Here is a 16,197-nt window from a genome sequence, read left to right on the forward strand (position 1 = left end):
TCTTCTTCGCGCGCTGCGGCGCTGCTTCCACTCCCTCGCCCCGCTCTTGCGGGGAGAGGGTTGGGGTGAGGGGCTGTCGCGGCAAATCCGGTGAGAGTCGTGCCTGCGGAGGCTCCCCCTCACCCGGATCGCAAGAGCGATCCGACCTCTCCCCGCGAGCGGGGAGAGGTGAAGTAAGCCCGGTGGCGCGCGCGGCGCGAATGAAATGGCGGATCATCTCGGGATCCTTGATACCGGGCGCGCTTTCCACGCCGGAAGATACATCGACGCCGCCGGCGCGGGTGACGCGGACCGCCTCGGCGACGTTGTCGGCGGAAAGCCCGCCCGAGACCATGAATGGCAGTTGGAGGTCGAGCTTTTCCAAAACGTGCCAGTCGAACACGGCCCCTAACCCGCCGGGGCGGGTGGCGCCCCTGGGTGCGCGGGCATCGAACAGGATGCGGTCGGCCACGCTCGCATGGCCCGGCAGCGCCGCGAGATCGGCTGACGTTTCGACCGCAATCACCTTCATGACTGGAAGTGCGAACTTCGCCTTGATGTCGCGCACGCGGGCTATGGTCTCCGCGCCGTGCAATTGCAGCAGGTCCGGCCGCAGGATCTCGACGATGTTTTCAAGCGTCGCGTCGTCGGCATCGACCGTCAGCGCCACCTTGGCGGCGCGGTCCTTGGCCTGCCGGCCGAGTTCCCGCGCGGTCTCGAGGTTGAGATGGCGCGGTGACGGGGAGAAGAATACGAAGCCCACCATGTCGGCACCCGCCTCAAGCGCTGTGTCGAGCGTCTCGCGCGTGGACAGGCCACAAATTTTGACGAGCAGGGACATGGTCTCTCAGGGGGCGGATCCAGCGCCGCCAAGGCAAATTGGAACAAACTGACGGGCCGGGTTCTACAACGTCGCGCCCTGCTTGTCTCGCCCTGTAGCCCCATAGAACCCGTACTGGGACGGTGCCGGAAGCCGCTGCTGGTCGGCCCGTGAAGCCGCCGCCGCAGCCCGCAAATCGGCCGTCTCCGCCCTCGCCCGGCGTGCATCTGCCTCATGATGGCGCGCCGCGCGGCGCCAGTGGCGCTGGCGGAACCAGGTCGCCATGCCGCCCGCCGCCACCCCCAGAATGGCCACCGTGATGATCACGGCAAACAGCGGCATCGACACCCTGATCGCCGGATCGGTCGAATTGAAGGGATCGAACGACACCGTGACGAAATGGCGGTTGGCGACCGCGAAGACGATGAAGATGAGGCCTAGGGGAATGACGACCAGCGCCGTGAAAAACTTTCGCATGACCATTTCTCGCGCAGTGATGGAGAAATGCGGGCACCAAGCCCGCAATACGGCTACATCCGGCCTAAACCGAAAAAGCGCCTACGCGCCGGCTTCGGGAGAGCCGTTGTCGCGGTTCAGCCGCTCGCGCATTTCCTTGCCCGTCTTGAAGAACGGGACGCTCTTCTGGTCGACCGGCACATGCGCGCCGGTGCGAGGATTGCGCCCTGCGCGGGCGGGACGATGCTTGACCGAGAAAGCGCCAAAGCCGCGCAGCTCGACACGGTCGCCGCGCGCCAGGGCTGCCACGATCTCATCGAGGATCGCGTTCACAATGTTCTCCACATCCCGCTGATAGAGGTGCGGGTTGTGCTCGGCGATGCGCTGAACAAGTTCGGATTTGATCATCGAAGTTGGGATCCGTCCGTCGTGCGGACATCCATTTCCGTGAAAATACCTTGAACTGTCAAGACGCTAAATCACTTTTGGGCAACGGGAAATCGCGTGACAAACGGCCCGGAGGGGGTTTGTGACAATACCCGCAGTGCGGGAGGAAGCTATCGGGAGCAGCCAGTGCGGCTCAATTGGGGGCTGCGGGGCGCCACAACGCCAGCATGCCGTCGAGCGAGAGCTGATCGACCGCCTGGGCGACGCCACCCTGCTCGATCTGGCGCGCAATGGAACTCAAGCCGAGCGCGTCGAACGTGATCGAAGCTGCCGTTCGCAGGAACGTCAGGTCGCCGAGCCGCGGGTTCAGCTTGTAATCGCGCACCGGCAGGTCGCTTTTGATCTTCTTCTCGGCGACCAGCCATGCGACGGCTGCTTTTTCATCGCCGAGTTGATCGACCAGCTTCAGTTCGACCGCCTGGCGGCCGGTGAAGACCCGCCCGTCCGCGACCTTCTCGAGCAGCGCGTCGTCCATGCCGCGCCGCTCCTTCACCATGCCGCGGAACCAGGCATAGGAATCCTTCACCAGCGCGTCGAGCGCGGCGCGCGCCTCTGGACTGGTCGGCTCGAAACCGTTGGGCGCGGCCTTCAACGGCGAGGATTTCACCTCCTCGACCTTGACGCCCACGGTCTTCAACAGCTCGGCGAAATTCGGAAATTGAAACAGCACGCCGATCGAGCCGACCAGCGAGCTCTGGCGCGCGACGATATGATCGGCGGCCATCGCCGTGATGTAACCGCCCGACGCAGCCAGCCCCTCGACCACCACGACCAGCGGCTTCTTGGCCTTCAGGCGCATCAGCGAGTCATAGAGTTGCTCGGAGCCGGCCGTGGTGCCGCCCGGCGAATTGATGTGCACGATGACGGCAGCATGGCTCGATTTCTCCAACCGCTCCAGCGCCTCGACCCGTTGCTGGTCGCTGCGGATCAGGCCTTCGATATTGACGCGCGCGATCGATCCTGATGCCGTCAGCGCAGCCGGCCCGCTCCTTGTCGCGATCGCGCCGACGGCAACGATCGCCGCGATCGTAACCAGGCCAGCCACGACGCGCCAGAAGGTCAGCTTGCGGCGGATCCTGCGGCGATCGACGATTACGTCCGAATCGAGCGACATCGAATTTCTCCTGAAATATCCCGCGCGTTTTGCATCCGCAGCGCCAGCGAAGCGTTATCTGATTACATCAATTGCGACGCAATTTGAAGAAAACAAGGCCCGGCAATTGTAGCCCGGATGGAGCGAAGCGAAATCCGGGGCAGCCGAGCAAGCGGGTTGAGTTACCCCGGATTGCGCTTCGCTCTATCCGGGCTACGGGTCTGTCGATCATGCTCGGCGCACAACGAAAAAAGACCCCGGTCGAAACCGGGGCCTGATGTTGGCGGACAGATAGGCTGAAAGCTCACTTCTCGCGGTTCTTGAGCGCGGTGCCGAGAATGTCGCCCAGCGTCGCTCCCGAATCGGAGGAGCCGTACTGCGCGATGGCTTCCTTTTCTTCGGCCACTTCCAGCGCCTTGATCGAGACCTGCACCTTGCGGGCCTTCTTGTCGAACTGGATCACGCGCGCATCGACCTTCTCGCCGACGGCGAAGCGTTCGGCGCGCTGATCGTTACGGTCACGGGCCAGTTCGGAGCGCTTGATGAAGGTGGTGAAGTCGGTGCCCGAGATCTTCACCTCGATGCCGGCTTCCTTCACTTCGAGCACTTCGCAGGTCACGACCGCGCCCTTCTTGACGTCGCCCGGCTCGGCGAAGGGGTCGCCTTCGAGCTGCTTGACGCCGAGCGAGATGCGCTCCTTTTCGACATCGACGTCGAGCACCACGGCCTTGACCATGTCGCCCTTCTTGAAGTTGTCGATGACCTGCTCGCCCGGAAGCTTCCAGTCGAGGTCGGACAGATGGACCATGCCGTCGACGTCGCCGTCGAGACCGAGGAACAGACCGAACTCGGTCTTGTTCTTGACCTCGCCTTCGACCGTCGAACCGACCGGGAACTTCTCGACAAAGACTTCCCAGGGGTTGCGCATGGTCTGCTTGAGACCGAGCGAGATGCGGCGCTTGACCGAATCGACTTCGAGAACCTGCACTTCGACTTCCTGCGAGGTCGAAACGATCTTGCCGGGATGCATGTTTTTCTTGGTCCACGACATTTCCGAGACGTGGATCAGGCCTTCGATGCCCGGCTCCAGTTCGACGAACGCGCCGTAGTCGGTGATGTTGGTGACGCGGCCGGTGAAGCGCGCGTTCAGCGGATACTTCGCCTCGATGCCCTGCCACGGATCGTCCAGCAACTGCTTCATGCCGAGCGAAATGCGGTGGGTCTCGTGGTTGATCTTGATGATCTTGACCTTCACGGTCTGGCCGATGGTGAGCACCTCGGTCGGGTGATTGACCCGGCGCCAGGCGATATCGGTGACGTGGAGCAGGCCGTCGATGCCGCCGAGATCAACGAACGCACCGTAATCGGTGATGTTCTTGACCACGCCGTCGATCACCTGACCTTCTTCGAGGTTCTGCACCAGTTCCTGGCGCTGCTCGGCGCGAGTCTCTTCGAGAACCGTGCGGCGCGACACCACGATGTTGCCGCGGCGGCGATCCATCTTGAGGATCTGGAACGGCTGCGAGTTGTTCATCAGCGGCGCAACGTCGCGGATCGGACGGATATCGACCTGCGAGCGCGGCAGGAAGGCGACAGCGCCGTCGAGGTCGACCGTGAAGCCGCCCTTGACCTGGTTGAAGATGACGCCGTGAACCTTCTCGTTGTTATTGAAGGCCTTCTCGAGCTTGCCCCAGCTTTCCTCGCGGCGCGCCTTGTCGCGCGACAGCACGGCTTCGCCGAGCGCATTCTCGATCCGGTCGAGGAACACCTCGACTTCGTCGCCGACCTTGAGATCGCTTTCGCGGCCGGGGCCGGCGAATTCGCGCAGCGCCACACGGCCTTCGGTCTTCAGGCCGACGTCGATGACGGCCATGTCCTTTTCAATTGCAACCACCTTGCCCTTGATAACGGAGCTTTCCTGCAGATTGCCGCCGGCGAAGGACTCGTCCAGCATCGCAGCGAAATCGTCGCGGGTAGGATTATAAGAAGCAGCAGTCGAAGCCATTTGTTCTCCAATGCGGGATATTGCCGGCCGTTCGGGTTAAAGGGCGTTTCGCGCGTGAAGTGTCAGGGGTCCGCAAACCCTGACGACCGCATTTGCGGGAGTTCGCAAAAGCGGGCCGGCAGCATGCCTGCACGTTCGATACGTTTGATTTATCCGAGCCTGAAACGAGCGTGTCGACTTCAAGAACCTGGAGCGGGCTTTCCTCCAATGACGGCAGGGGCTGAAGCCTCCTGACGGCCCGCTCGGACAGCCCTGATCTCATCGACGGCGGCCCGGATGGGCGTGGATATAGCCCCAAGGGCCATTTTCGGCAAGCGGAAATGCCCGATTTATAGGCCCGTTTGGCCGACCGAGGCCTCGCCAGCCCCGCCGAAAATTGGCGTTCAACGCCCGGCGCGGACCGCCTCCACGATCGCGATCGCGGCGCGAACGCCGGCTTCGATATCGAGATTGGAATTATCGAGGATATGGGCATCCGCCGCCGCCTTGAGGGGCGCAGCGGCGCGGTTCTTGTCCCGTTCATCGCGCTTGAGGATGTCGGCCAGCACCGCCGCCTCGTCAGCAGCTTCGCCACGCGCCAGCGCTTCCAGCGTCCGGCGGTGGGCCCGCACATGCGGGTCGGCAACGACGAAGATCTTCACGTCGGCATTCGGGCAAATCACGGTTCCAATGTCGCGCCCGTCAAGCACGGCGCCCGGCGGGTCGGCCGCGAACTGGCGCTGAAAGTTGACCAGAGCTTCGCGCACGCTCGGAATCGCAGACACTACCGAAGCCGCATCGCCGATGCGCTGAGTCTTCAGTTCGGGATGGCCGAACTTTTCGGGATCGAGCTCCATCGCAACCGCCACCGCCCGCGCCTCGTCGGTGAGATCGAAGCCTCCATCGAGCAGCGCCTTCGCTACCGCGCGATAGATCACGCCGGTATCGAGGTGGCGATAGCCGTAATGATGGGCGAGGCGTTTGCCGAGCGTGCCCTTGCCGGAAGCCGCCGGCCCGTCGATGGCGATGATCATGAAAAATCAGCCCCCAGCGAGCGCATCATCGGAATGAAGTCGGGAAAGCTGGTGGCGATGAAGGCGGTGTCGTCGACCTTGACCGGCTTGTCGGCGGCGAGCCCCATCACCAGCGCGGACATGGCGATACGGTGATCCATATGGGTGGCGACGAGGCCGCCGCCGGGCACGTGGCCACGGCCCTTGACGATCAAATCATCGCCCGCGATCTCGACCTTGACGCCGTTGACGCGCAGCATGGCGGCGGTCGCCTCCAGCCGGTCGGATTCCTTGACGCGCAGTTCCTGCAGGCCGCGCATGATGGTGGTGCCTTCGGCGAACGAGGCTGCGACGGCCAGCACCAGATATTCGTCGATCATCGAGGGCGCGCGCTCCGGCGGCACCTCGACGCCGCGCATTTTGGAGGCGCGCACGCGCAAGCGGGCCATCGGCTCGCCGGCGTCGCCGCGGACTTCGCTTTCCTCGATCGAAGCGCCCATCTCGCGCAGCGTCGTGAACAGGCCGGTGCGCAGCGGATTGGTCATGACGTCGGAGAAGGTCACGTCGGAGCCCTCGACGACCAGCGCCGCCACGATCGGGAATGCGGCTGAGGACGGATCGGCAGGCACTACGACCTCAGCGCCATGCAGTTCGGGCTGGCCGGTCAGCGCGATCTTGCGGCCGTGGCTGCCTTCATTGACGGAGACGATCTCGGCGCCGAAATGTTTCAGCATCAGTTCGGTGTGGTCACGGCTGGCTTCCTGCTCGATGACCGTGGTGATGCCAGGCGCGGCAAGTCCTGCCAGCAGCACCGCCGACTTGATCTGGGCCGAGGCCACCGGGGTCCGGTAGAGGATCGGCACGGGATCGCGCGCGCCGTGCAGCGTCAGTGGCAGGCGGCCGCCTTCCTTGGTCTCGCCGGCCTTGGCCCCCATCAATTCCAGGGGATCGAGGATCCGCCGCATCGGGCGGGACCGCAGCGAGGCGTCGCCATCGAATACCGCCGTGATCGGGCAACCCGCCACCGCGCCCATTACGAGCCGGCACCCGGTGCCGGAATTACCGAAATCCAGCGGAGCGGCCGGCTGGGCGAAGCCCGCCACGCCCACACCGGCGACCTTCCAGGTAAACGGGGCGGCCCGTTCGACCTTGGCGCCGAGCGCCTGCATGGATTTGGCGGTGTTGAGAACGTCCTCGCCCTCAAGCAGGCCGGAAATCCTGGTTTCGCCGACCGAAAGCGCCCCCAGAATGAGGGCGCGGTGCGAAATCGACTTGTCGCCGGGAACGCGGACTTTGCCGCTCAGGGGGCCGCTGGCACGGGATTCCAGCGGGGTTTGGGTGGTTGAATCGGTCAAGATTGGGGTCCTCTGCGGGGGCGGCAGTACCACATGGGCCCCACCGCGTCACGCTGCGGTCAAATGCATCAAACCGCTATTGACACCAGCCCCTTAACTAGCCAAGTGAAGCACCGTTTTTCAGAATTTCCCAGGATCCACACGTGGCCAAATCCGATCTCGGAACTAAGCGCATTTGCCCGACGACGGGTAAGAAATTCTACGATCTGAATAAGAACCCGGTGATTTCGCCCTACACCGGCGAGGTCGTGCCGATTGCACCGATCGCACCGCCACGGGCCGCCCGTGGCGATGCCGCACGCGCCGCAGCCGCTGCTTCGGCCACCGCCGCCGCCGATTTGCCGGAGGCCGCAGAGGCCGAAGAGTTGGTCTCGCTCGAGGAGGCCGACGCCGAGGAGAACACCGGCAAGGTCAAGGCCGTGGTTCCCGAATCGGAAGACGACATCGAGATCGACGAGACCATCGAAGACGATGACGACGACGATTCCACCTTCATTCCCGACGAGGAGGAAGGCGATGAGGACGTTACCGACATCATCGGCGACGTCGGAGGTGACGAAGAGACTTGAGATCGGCCCAGAACTGTGGTTCAGGGTCATTGCCCGCACGCTGATTTGAGGCGCTGCGATTCTACGGGGCCATAGCTCAGCTGGGAGAGCGCTTGCATGGCATGCAAGAGGTCGGCGGTTCGATCCCGCCTGGCTCCACCAGCCTTCGCTGGCTTCGCCAGCTTCGGCTAGGCAAGCCCTCTCGTAGCGAAGGCTGCCTCGCCATAGCCCGAAGGGCGACGGCGGGCCTCGGCAAGCCCTTAATGATGCTAAGCTCCTGCCAATCTAGTGGGGGGCAGCCATGAAGTACGTCTACATCCTTGAAAGTCTGGATTCCGAGCATTTTTACGTTGGCGTAACCGACGACCTTCGCGCCCGGTTGGCGAAGCACAACGCCCGCGAAGTCCCCCACACTTCTAAGTATGGGCCTTGGCGGCTGAGGACTTACATCGCGTTCAGCGACGAACAGAGTGCCATCGCATTCGAGAAATATCTGAAATCAGGCTCCGGCCGGGCCTTTGCAAAGAAGCATTTCTGAGCGCGCGCCCCATCGGCCCTACTCTCCCAACACCGCATTCAACCGATCGCGAAGCGCGACGATCTCGCTCTTCATCGCCATGAGTTCGTTGACCGAGCAGGCTGACGCAGCCAGGATCGCCTGCGGCACCGTCCGCGCTTTCTCCCGCAGAGCCTCTCCCTTGGGCGACAGCGCGATCATCACCTGTCGCTCGTCCTCGGTGCTGCGGGTGCGCCTGATCAGTTCGGCCGCCTCCAACCGCTTCAGCAGCGGCGTCAGCGTGCCGGAATCCAGGAACAGGCGTTCACCGATGTCCTTGACCGGTACGCCGTCGCGCTCCCACAGCACCAGCATCACCAGATACTGCGGATAGGTCAGGCCTAGCCGGTCGAGCAGCGGCTTGTAGACGCGATTGAAGGCATGCGCGGTGGAATACACTGCGAAGCAGAGCTGATTATCGAGCCTGAGCGGCAGATCGGCCGAATGCTTTCTCGCCATCGTAACCTCTTCGACACGCCGCGCCCGATTTGGCGTCCTAATCGCTTGATTTCAATTGCATACAATTAAATCGCGCCGTTTGCAATAAATTTATATTGCGCACAATCTAATTGTGTGCGATATAGCGGCCATCGAAACGGCAAACCCCAGGGAGACCGACATGTCCGTGAACGTGCTCTACAAGACCAGCGCCAAGGCCACCGGCGGCCGCGATGGCACCGCCGCAACCCTCGACGGCGCGCTCGACGTCAAGCTCGCCACCCCGAAGGAACTCGGCGGCGGCGGTGGCGCCGGCAACAATCCTGAGCAACTGTTCGCGGCCGGTTATGCCGCCTGCTTCATCGGCGCGATGAAATTCGTCGCTTCGCAGGGCGGCCCGAAGGTGCCCGCAGACGCGTCGGTGACCTCCACCGTCGGCATCGGCCCGCGTTCGGAAGGCGGGTTTGGCCTCGACGTCGAGCTGGCCGTTTCGCTGCCCGGCGTTGCCAAGGCGGAAGCGGAAGCCCTGGTCGCGAAAGCCCATCAGGTGTGCCCTTACTCCAACGCCACGCGCGGCAATGTGGATGTGCGTCTGACGGTCGTCTGACGACGTGATCTGAACGGCCTGCCGCTGATATCGGCGGGCCGTTCGTCCCGCGGAATTTTCGCGAGCCCGTTACGGCAGCCGCGTCATGCGCCTGTGCACGGGACGCCATTGCCGCCGCGCCGGAAGACAGCTAGCTCAGGATTTCCATTGTCATCCTGAGCGAAGGTTGTTTTCCATGAGTTCTTCCGGCGCAATGACCGGCCTGCGCGTGATCGATCTGACGCGCGTGCTCGGCGGCCCCTATTGCACGCAAATCCTTGCCGACCACGGCGCCGACGTCATCAAGGTCGAACCGCCGGCCGGCGACGAAGTGCGCGACTGGGGCCCTCCGTTCCACGAGGAAGACGCGGCCTATTTCGTCGGCATCAACCGCAACAAGCGCTCGATCGGGCTCGATCTCGCCTCGGAAGGCGGGCGCGCGGTTCTGCTGAAGATGCTGGAGACCGCCGACGTCCTGATCGAGAATTTCAAGCCCGGCACGCTCGACAAATGGGGCATCGGCAACGACGTGCTGCGCGCAAAATTTCCCAAACTGGTGCATTGCCGGATTTCCGGCTTCGGCGCCGACGGCCCGCGCGGCGGTAACCCCGGCTATGACGCGATCATCCAGGCCATGACCGGCATGATCGCGGCGACCGGCTCGCCCGAAAGCGGCCCGATGCGGATCGGCGTTCCCCTGGTCGACATCACCACCGGGCTTTATGCCGCGATCGGTATCCTGATGGCGCTGTCGGAGCGGCAGCGTTCGGGTCTCGGCCAGTTTCTCGAAACCACGCTGTACGAAACCGGCCTTGCGATCATGCATCCGCACACTGCGAATTATTTCATGCACGGCAAGCCGCCGGGGCTGACCGGCAACGAGCATCCGAATCTGGTGCCCTACGCGATCTTCCCGACCAAAACCGACAATATCTTCATCGGCGTCGGCAATGACGGCACCTTCCGCAAGCTCGCCAAGGAAATCGGCAAGTCCGAGCTCGGCACCGACCCGCGCTTTGCCCGCAACAAGGACCGCATCGCCAACCGCGATGCGCTACGCGCCGAACTCGCCGCCGTTTTCAGCCAGCACGAGGCCGAGCCGCTCTGCAATCGCCTGCTGGCGGCCGGCCTGCCGGCGGGCCCGGTGCAGAAAATCGATCAGGCGCTGACCAATCCGCACACGCTGCATCGCGGCGATATCGTTACGAAGGACTGGTACAAGGGCGTCGCCTCCCCGATCCGGCTGGAGCGGACCAAGCCGAGCCTGCGGCGGACGCCGCCGAAGTTCAGCCAGCACACAGCCGAGGTGCTGAGCGAGTTCGGCTTCTCCGAGGGCGAGATCGACGCCATGGTCGCCAGCGGTGCGGTCTGCGGCTCCGAGCGCAAGCGCTAGCTACGATTCCGTCGTCGTCCCTGCGAAAAGCAGGGACCCATACGCCGCGGCTTTACTTTGGGGACTGTGGCAGTCGCCTTTCTGCGATCACACCCTGCTGTGGTTATGGGCCCCTGCGTTCGTTCGCAGGGGCGACGGCGCTGATTGAGCTCGTCCGCCTTCGCCTATTTTCCGGCTTCCTTGGCGCACGCTTCCCCAATACCATCCTTTCGCTTATAGGGTCATTTGCACGTCATCCGACGCTGTTATCGCGCGAAACGAAGATGACGACCCCAACCCGGAGGAATTCCATGGCATTTCGACAATTCGGCGCAGCGGCGGCAGTGACTGTTGTGCTGGCGCTTGCAACGCCTGCCCACGCTGTGACCGAAATCCAGTGGTGGCACGCCATGACCGGCGGCAACAACGACATCGTCAACAAGCTTGCCGAGGAGTTCAACGCCAGCCAGTCCGACTACAAGGTCGTCCCGACTTTCAAGGGCAGCTATCCCGACACCATGAATGCCGGCATCGCCGCCTTCCGCGCCGGCACTGCGCCGCACATCATTCAGGTGTTCGAGGTCGGCACCGCGACGATGATGAGCGCCACCGGCGCCATCAAGCCGGTCTACCAGCTCATGAAGGATGCCGGCGAGCCGTTCGATCCCAAGGCCTACCTGCCGGCCATTACCGGCTACTACTCGACCTCGAAGGGCGACATGCTGTCATTCCCCTTCAATTCCTCATCGACGGTGATGTGGATCAACAAGGACGAATTGAAGAAGGCCGGCATCGCCGAGATTCCGAAGACCTGGCCGGAAGTGTTCGACGCCGCCAAGAAGCTGAAGGCGGCCGGGCATACGACCTGCGGATTCTCCAACGCCTGGGCGAGCTGGGTGCATATCGAGCAGTTCTCGGCCTGGCATAACGCGCCGATCGGCACCAAGGCGAATGGCCTCGACGGCTTCGACACCGTACTGACATTCAACTCGCCGCTGCATGTGAAGCATCTGGAGAACCTGATCGAGCTTCAGAAGGACAAGACCTACGACTATGCAGGCCGCGCCAATGCCAGCGAGAACCGCTTTGCCTCGGGCGAATGCGCGATCTTCCTGACTTCCTCGGGTTATTACGCGACCGCCAAGAGCACCGCCAAGTTCGATTTCACCTCGGCGCCGATGCCTTATTATCCCGACGTCAAGGGCGCCCCGCAGAACTCGATCATCGGCGGCGCTTCGCTGTGGGTGATGGGCGGCAAGAAGCCCGAAGAATACAAGGGCGTGGCCAAGTTCTTCACCTTCCTGTCCGCGACCGAACGACAAGCCGATCTGCACCAGAAGTCCGGCTACCTGCCGATCACCAAGGCCGCCTATGAAAAGACCGTCAAGGACGGCTTCTACGAGAAGAACCCGACGCTGCAGACGCCGCTGAAGGAACTGACCAACAAGGAGCCGACCGAAAATTCCCGCGGGCTTCGCTTCGGCAACATGGTGCAGATGCGCGACCTCTGGGCCGAAGAACTGGAAGCAGCCCTTGCTGGCAAGAAGACCGCCAAGGAAGCGCTGGATGCTGCGGTCGCGCGCGGCAATGCGATGTTGCGGACGTTCGAAAAGACGGCAAAATAACGCCAATCAAGGCTCCCTCTCCGTCCCGGGGAGGGAGCCGCTATCGCATCACGCAAGCGGCTTGAATGGAAAAGTCTGTCGTCTTCAGCAACAAGCTGCTTCCATATCTGCTGCTGATTCCGCAGCTCATCATCACATTCGTATTCTTCTACTGGCCGGCGAGCCAGGCGGTCTGGCAATCCTTTCTGCGCGAGGATGCGTTCGGGCTGACCTCGGAATTCGTCGGCCTGGAAAATTACACGTCGCTGTTCGCCCAGCCTGAATATTACGCATCGATGCTGGTGACGGTGGTGTTCTCCTCGCTGGTGGCGGCGCTCTCGCTTTCCATTGCGCTGTTGTTTGCCACGCAAGCCGACAAGAACCTCAAAGCCGCCGGCGCCTACAAGACCCTGATGATCTGGCCCTATGCAGTAGCGCCCGCGGTCGCCGGCGTGTTGTGGATCTTCATGTTTCATCCTTCACTCGGCACGCTGGCACGGCCGCTGCGCTGGATGAATTTCGACTGGAATCCGCTGCTGAACGGCAACCACGCGATGGCCCTCGTGGTGATGGCTGCGGTGTGGAAGCAGATTTCCTATAATTTCCTGTTCTTTCTTGCCGGGCTGCAATCGATTCCGAAGAGCGTGCTGGAAGCCGGCGCCATCGACGGCGCGGGCCCGATGCGACGGTTCTGGACCATTACCTTTCCGCTGCTGTCGCCGACCACGTTCTTCCTGCTGGTCGTCAACGTCGTCTACGTCTTCTTCGATACGTTCGGCATCATCGACGCCGTCACCGGCGGCGGCCCGGCCGGCGCGACCACCACCATGGTCTACAAGGTGTTTGCCGACGGGCGCCTTGGCGGCGATCTCGGCGGCTCGGCCGCGCAGTCGGTGGTACTGATGGTGATCGTGATCGCACTGACCGCGATCCAGTTCAAATATGTTGAGCGCAAGGTGCAGTACTGATGGTCGAGCACCGCCCGCTCAGCGACATCATCGCCTATGCAATCCTGACGCTCGGCATCTTCATCGTAGCTTTTCCAGTTTATCTGGCGCTGATCGCATCCACCCATGACGCGGCGACCGTGGTCGGCGGCAGAATGCCGCTGTCGCCCGGCGACCAAATGCTGGAAAATTACTACCGCGCGGTATTTGTCGGCGGCGCCCGCACCAGCCGCGAACCGGTCGCCCAGATGCTGATTAACTCGTTCATCTCCGCGTTCGGCATTGCGCTCGGCAAAATCTTCATTTCGATGCTGTCCGCCTATGCGGTGGTGTATTTCCGCTTTCCGTTCCGCAAGACCGCGTTCTGGATCATCTTCGTCACGCTGATGCTCCCCGTAGAGGTCCGCATCTATCCGACCTACAAGGTGGTGGCCGATCTTAAGATGCTCGACACGTATGCCGGATTGATCCTGCCGCTGATTGCGTCCGCCACGGGAACGCTGCTGTTCCGGCAGTTCTTCATGACCATCCCTGAAGAATTGCTGGAGGCGTCGCGGATCGATGGCGCAGGTCCGTTCCGCTTCTTCTGGGATACGCTGCTGCCGCTCTCGGTGACGACGATCGCAGCCCTGTTCGTGATCCAGTTCATCTATGGCTGGAATCAATATTTGTGGCCGCTTTTGATCACCACCCAGGATTCGATGCAGACCATCGTGATTGGCATCAAGAAGATGCTGTATACGACCGACGAACTCGCCGAATGGCAACTCGCGATGGCGACCGCCATTCTCGCGATGCTGCCGCCGGTCGCGGTCGTCGTATTCATGCAACGGCTGTTCGTGCGCGGCCTGGTCGAGACGGAGAAGTAGGGTAGTCATGGCCAACGTCACCCTCCGTAACGTCCGCAAGACCTACGCCGGCGGCTTCGAAGCGATCAAGGGCATCGATTTCGACGTCGGCGACGGCCAATTCTGCGTGCTGGTCGGGCCTTCGGGCTGCGGCAAGTCCACGCTGTTGCGCATGGTCGCGGGGCTCGAGACCATCACCGGCGGCGAGATCGATATCGGTGGGCGCGTCGTCAACCAGATCGAGCCGGCTGACCGCGATATCGCGATGGTGTTCCAGAACTACGCGCTCTATCCGCATATGACCGTCTACAACAACATGGCCTACGGCCTGCGCAACCGCCGCATGGCGGAAGCCGAGATCAAGACGCGCGTGGAGGAAGCGGCGCGCATTCTCGAACTCGGCACGATGCTCGACCGCAAGCCGCGGCAATTGTCCGGCGGCCAGCGCCAGCGCGTGGCGATGGGACGCGCCATCGTGCGGCAGCCAAAAGTGTTCCTGTTCGACGAACCGCTGTCGAACCTCGACGCCAAGCTGCGTATCGCCATGCGCGTCGAGATCCGCAAACTGCAGCGCCGCCTGTCCACGACCTCGATCTACGTCACCCACGACCAGCTTGAGGCGATGACGCTGGCCGATATTCTCGTGGTCATGAACGGCGGCCAGGTCGAGCAGATCGGCAATCCGCTCGAGATCTACCAGAAGCCGGCAACCACCTTCGTCGCCTCCTTCATCGGCGCGCCGCCGATGAATTTGATGCCGCTGCGCTCCGACGAGATCAAATCGCAACTGGCCGGCGATGCCCGCGCCAACGAAGCCGGCATTCTCGGTATTCGTCCTGAGGATTTCGTCATCACGAGCGAAACGGTTTCCGGCGGCGTGGCGCTCGGCCTCACGGTCGAGGCGATCGAGCGCGTCGGCGCCGAAACCTTCGTCTACGGCACGCGCCAGCACGAGGTGCAGGGCGTCGCCGCCACCCCCGGCGAGCTGCCACCCGGCGAGATCATCGTGCGGATTCCCGGCGCTGTCGGCCCCGCGATCGGTGAGCGAATCAGGGCCGTTGCCGCCAGCGATAAGCTGCATCTATTTACCGCCGACGGCCGTAAGCGGGTGGGTTGAGGAGTCGTCATTCCCCGGTGCGCAATTGCGCACCTGAGGGCGCGAAGCGAACCCGGAATCTCGAGATTTCGGGTTCAATCGCTGACGCGCCTGCCCCGGAATGACCGGCAAAAACCTCGCCGCGGCCGATTTATGCAGCTTTCAGAGGCGCTTGAACCCACCCCAAATCACCCCCATATTCCCTGTTGACCGGACGGCAAGTCGGCCGGCCGGTTGAATGGGGCGCCGCAAGGGCCCCTCAAAGTCGCTTCGAGAGGACTTTGTAATGTCTCGTGTTCCTTCGTTATCCAGTCCGTTCCTGCTTGGGTTCGACGAAATCGAGCGTGCGCTCGATCGCGTCGTCAAAGGCGCCGACGGTTATCCTCCCTACAACATCGAGCGGTGTGACCGTGCCAACGGCCAACCCGAACGGTTACGCATCACGCTCGCGGTGGCGGGATTTACCCGCGACCAACTCGATGTGACCATTGAGGAAAACCAACTCGTGATCCGGGGCCGCCAGCAGGACGACAAGGCCCGGCAGTACATCCATCGCGGCATCGCCGCGCGCCACTTCCAGCGCACCTTCGTGCTGGCAGAGGGGATGCTGGTGCTGGGCGCGGATCTGAAAAACGGGCTGTTGTCGATCGACCTTGCCAGGCCGGAACCTGAAAGGGTCGTTAAGACAATCGCTATCAATGAGCACGAATAATAGTGGAACAAGGAGCGGACTCGACCGCTTAGTCTCCAGAGGAGTCGAGACCATGAGTGACATGAGTGTGACCTTCGAACCCGAAAAAGTTTCCGTTGAGGCGCTGGCCCATCTTGGTGAGGGCCATATCGCCTACGTGAAACAAGTCCGTTCCGAGGACGTGCCGGGACTGTTTCCGCAGGCGCCGAAAATCGCGCCAGGACTGAAACTGTTCGCGCTGCATGCCGCCGACGGCACCCCGATTATGCTGACCGATAGCCGCGAAGCGGCGATCGCCAACGCATGGAGCAACGAGCTTCAGGCCGTCAGCGTGCACTGACGCAGCACTTGCTGCTGTCACTGA

Annotated in this window: 17 protein-coding genes, 1 tRNA gene and 1 pseudogene; 11 read left to right on the top strand and 8 right to left on the bottom strand. The window is 62.7% G+C overall.

Annotated features, from left to right (window positions below):
* Positions 1–181: 181 nt before the first annotated feature.
* The 7 genes and pseudogenes from GWE18_RS34150 to aroA all read right to left on the bottom strand — a co-directional run.
* A pseudogene (locus tag GWE18_RS34150) lies at positions 182–820 on the bottom strand (phosphoribosylanthranilate isomerase); the annotation flags it as partial.
* A 63-nt stretch (positions 821–883) separates the two neighbouring features.
* Entirely contained in the window at positions 884–1,276 is a 393-nt protein-coding gene (locus GWE18_RS34155; protein ID WP_275190062.1) for a LapA family protein, read from the bottom strand.
* Between the two features lie 81 nt (positions 1,277–1,357).
* Positions 1,358–1,663: an integration host factor subunit beta gene (locus GWE18_RS34160; RefSeq protein ID WP_057844774.1), complete on the bottom strand. Its 306-nt coding sequence runs from the start codon at positions 1,661–1,663 to the stop codon at positions 1,358–1,360.
* Between the two features lie 172 nt (positions 1,664–1,835).
* Positions 1,836–2,816, bottom strand: a complete 981-nt coding sequence (sppA, locus tag GWE18_RS34165) for a signal peptide peptidase SppA (protein ID WP_275190065.1) — start codon at positions 2,814–2,816, stop codon at positions 1,836–1,838.
* 283 nt (positions 2,817–3,099) lie between these two features.
* Positions 3,100–4,800 carry a 30S ribosomal protein S1 gene (rpsA, locus tag GWE18_RS34170; RefSeq protein ID WP_057837500.1) on the bottom strand — a complete coding sequence of 567 codons (1,701 nt, stop codon included), beginning with the start codon at positions 4,798–4,800 and terminating at the stop codon, positions 3,100–3,102.
* A gap of 383 nt (positions 4,801–5,183) precedes the next feature.
* Positions 5,184–5,813, bottom strand: a complete 630-nt coding sequence (gene cmk, locus GWE18_RS34175; RefSeq protein ID WP_275190066.1) for a (d)CMP kinase — start codon at positions 5,811–5,813, stop codon at positions 5,184–5,186.
* A complete protein-coding gene (gene aroA, locus GWE18_RS34180; protein WP_275190067.1) occupies positions 5,810–7,147 on the bottom strand; it encodes a 3-phosphoshikimate 1-carboxyvinyltransferase in 1,338 nt (445 codons plus the stop codon). Before aroA ends, cmk begins: the two co-directional genes overlap by 4 nt.
* 143 nt (positions 7,148–7,290) lie before the next feature.
* Here aroA and GWE18_RS34185 point away from each other — a divergent pair, with 143 nt between their 5' ends.
* The 3 genes from GWE18_RS34185 to GWE18_RS34195 all read left to right on the top strand — a co-directional run bounded on the left by GWE18_RS34185 (position 7,291) and on the right by GWE18_RS34195 (position 8,233).
* Entirely contained in the window at positions 7,291–7,716 is a 426-nt protein-coding gene (locus GWE18_RS34185; protein ID WP_057902399.1) for a TIGR02300 family protein, read from the top strand.
* Positions 7,717–7,781: 65 nt separating this feature from the next.
* Positions 7,782–7,857, top strand: a tRNA-Ala gene (locus GWE18_RS34190).
* A gap of 139 nt (positions 7,858–7,996) precedes the next feature.
* Positions 7,997–8,233 (top strand): GIY-YIG nuclease family protein, encoded by a 237-nt coding sequence (locus GWE18_RS34195; protein WP_275190068.1) that lies wholly within the window; start codon positions 7,997–7,999, stop codon positions 8,231–8,233.
* Positions 8,234–8,251: 18 nt separating this feature from the next.
* Here GWE18_RS34195 and GWE18_RS34200 read toward each other — a convergent pair whose 3' ends face one another.
* Positions 8,252–8,710, bottom strand: coding sequence for a MarR family transcriptional regulator (locus GWE18_RS34200; protein ID WP_275190069.1), 459 nt, complete (start codon positions 8,708–8,710; stop codon positions 8,252–8,254).
* 160 nt (positions 8,711–8,870) lie between these two features.
* Between GWE18_RS34200 and GWE18_RS34205 the strand changes: the two genes are divergently transcribed.
* The 8 genes from GWE18_RS34205 to GWE18_RS34240 all read left to right on the top strand — a co-directional run bounded on the left by GWE18_RS34205 (position 8,871) and on the right by GWE18_RS34240 (position 16,173).
* Positions 8,871–9,296 (top strand): organic hydroperoxide resistance protein, encoded by a 426-nt coding sequence (locus GWE18_RS34205; RefSeq protein ID WP_275190070.1) that lies wholly within the window; start codon positions 8,871–8,873, stop codon positions 9,294–9,296.
* Between the two features lie 175 nt (positions 9,297–9,471).
* Positions 9,472–10,668, top strand: a complete 1,197-nt coding sequence (locus GWE18_RS34210) for a CaiB/BaiF CoA-transferase family protein (RefSeq protein WP_275190071.1) — start codon at positions 9,472–9,474, stop codon at positions 10,666–10,668.
* Between the two features lie 290 nt (positions 10,669–10,958).
* The gene (gene ugpB, locus GWE18_RS34215) at positions 10,959–12,272 is read left to right on the top strand and encodes a sn-glycerol-3-phosphate ABC transporter substrate-binding protein UgpB (protein ID WP_275190072.1); all 1,314 of its coding nucleotides are present in this window, start codon (positions 10,959–10,961) and stop codon (positions 12,270–12,272) included.
* Positions 12,273–12,337: 65 nt separating this feature from the next.
* The gene (ugpA, locus tag GWE18_RS34220) at positions 12,338–13,219 is read left to right on the top strand and encodes a sn-glycerol-3-phosphate ABC transporter permease UgpA (RefSeq protein ID WP_275190073.1); all 882 of its coding nucleotides are present in this window, start codon (positions 12,338–12,340) and stop codon (positions 13,217–13,219) included.
* Positions 13,219–14,067, top strand: coding sequence for a sn-glycerol-3-phosphate ABC transporter permease UgpE (gene ugpE, locus GWE18_RS34225; protein ID WP_275190074.1), 849 nt, complete (start codon positions 13,219–13,221; stop codon positions 14,065–14,067). Before ugpA ends, ugpE begins: the two co-directional genes overlap by 1 nt.
* Before the next feature lie 7 nt (positions 14,068–14,074).
* Complete coding sequence (locus GWE18_RS34230; protein ID WP_275190076.1) at positions 14,075–15,163, top strand: sn-glycerol-3-phosphate import ATP-binding protein UgpC; 1,089 nt, start codon at positions 14,075–14,077, stop codon at positions 15,161–15,163.
* A 265-nt stretch (positions 15,164–15,428) separates the two neighbouring features.
* Positions 15,429–15,854 (top strand): Hsp20 family protein, encoded by a 426-nt coding sequence (locus GWE18_RS34235; RefSeq protein ID WP_057850485.1) that lies wholly within the window; start codon positions 15,429–15,431, stop codon positions 15,852–15,854.
* A 52-nt stretch (positions 15,855–15,906) separates the two neighbouring features.
* Complete coding sequence (locus GWE18_RS34240) at positions 15,907–16,173, top strand: DUF1150 domain-containing protein (protein WP_057844784.1); 267 nt, start codon at positions 15,907–15,909, stop codon at positions 16,171–16,173.
* The last annotated feature ends 24 nt before the right edge of the window (positions 16,174–16,197 follow it).

Origin of the sequence: Bradyrhizobium sp. CSA112 (genome assembly GCF_029051645.1) — a bacterium.
In the GTDB taxonomy this organism is placed as follows: Bacteria; Pseudomonadota; Alphaproteobacteria; order Rhizobiales; family Xanthobacteraceae; genus Bradyrhizobium.

Coding starts and splice junctions, on each gene's coding strand:
- GWE18_RS34155 (WP_275190062.1), bottom strand. CDS start 1,276: ATGCGAAAGTTTTTCACGGCGCTGGTCGTCATTCCCCTAGGCCTCATC.
- GWE18_RS34160 (WP_057844774.1), bottom strand. CDS start 1,663: ATGATCAAATCCGAACTTGTTCAGCGCATCGCCGAGCACAACCCGCAC.
- sppA (WP_275190065.1), bottom strand. CDS start 2,816: ATGTCGCTCGATTCGGACGTAATCGTCGATCGCCGCAGGATCCGCCGC.
- rpsA (WP_057837500.1), bottom strand. CDS start 4,800: ATGGCTTCGACTGCTGCTTCTTATAATCCTACCCGCGACGATTTCGCT.
- cmk (WP_275190066.1), bottom strand. CDS start 5,813: ATGATCATCGCCATCGACGGGCCGGCGGCTTCCGGCAAGGGCACGCTC.
- GWE18_RS34195 (WP_275190068.1), top strand. CDS start 7,997: ATGAAGTACGTCTACATCCTTGAAAGTCTGGATTCCGAGCATTTTTAC.
- GWE18_RS34200 (WP_275190069.1), bottom strand. CDS start 8,710: ATGGCGAGAAAGCATTCGGCCGATCTGCCGCTCAGGCTCGATAATCAG.
- GWE18_RS34205 (WP_275190070.1), top strand. CDS start 8,871: ATGTCCGTGAACGTGCTCTACAAGACCAGCGCCAAGGCCACCGGCGGC.
- GWE18_RS34210 (WP_275190071.1), top strand. CDS start 9,472: ATGAGTTCTTCCGGCGCAATGACCGGCCTGCGCGTGATCGATCTGACG.
- ugpB (WP_275190072.1), top strand. CDS start 10,959: ATGGCATTTCGACAATTCGGCGCAGCGGCGGCAGTGACTGTTGTGCTG.
- ugpA (WP_275190073.1), top strand. CDS start 12,338: ATGGAAAAGTCTGTCGTCTTCAGCAACAAGCTGCTTCCATATCTGCTG.
- ugpE (WP_275190074.1), top strand. CDS start 13,219: ATGGTCGAGCACCGCCCGCTCAGCGACATCATCGCCTATGCAATCCTG.
- GWE18_RS34230 (WP_275190076.1), top strand. CDS start 14,075: ATGGCCAACGTCACCCTCCGTAACGTCCGCAAGACCTACGCCGGCGGC.
- GWE18_RS34235 (WP_057850485.1), top strand. CDS start 15,429: ATGTCTCGTGTTCCTTCGTTATCCAGTCCGTTCCTGCTTGGGTTCGAC.
- GWE18_RS34240 (WP_057844784.1), top strand. CDS start 15,907: ATGAGTGACATGAGTGTGACCTTCGAACCCGAAAAAGTTTCCGTTGAG.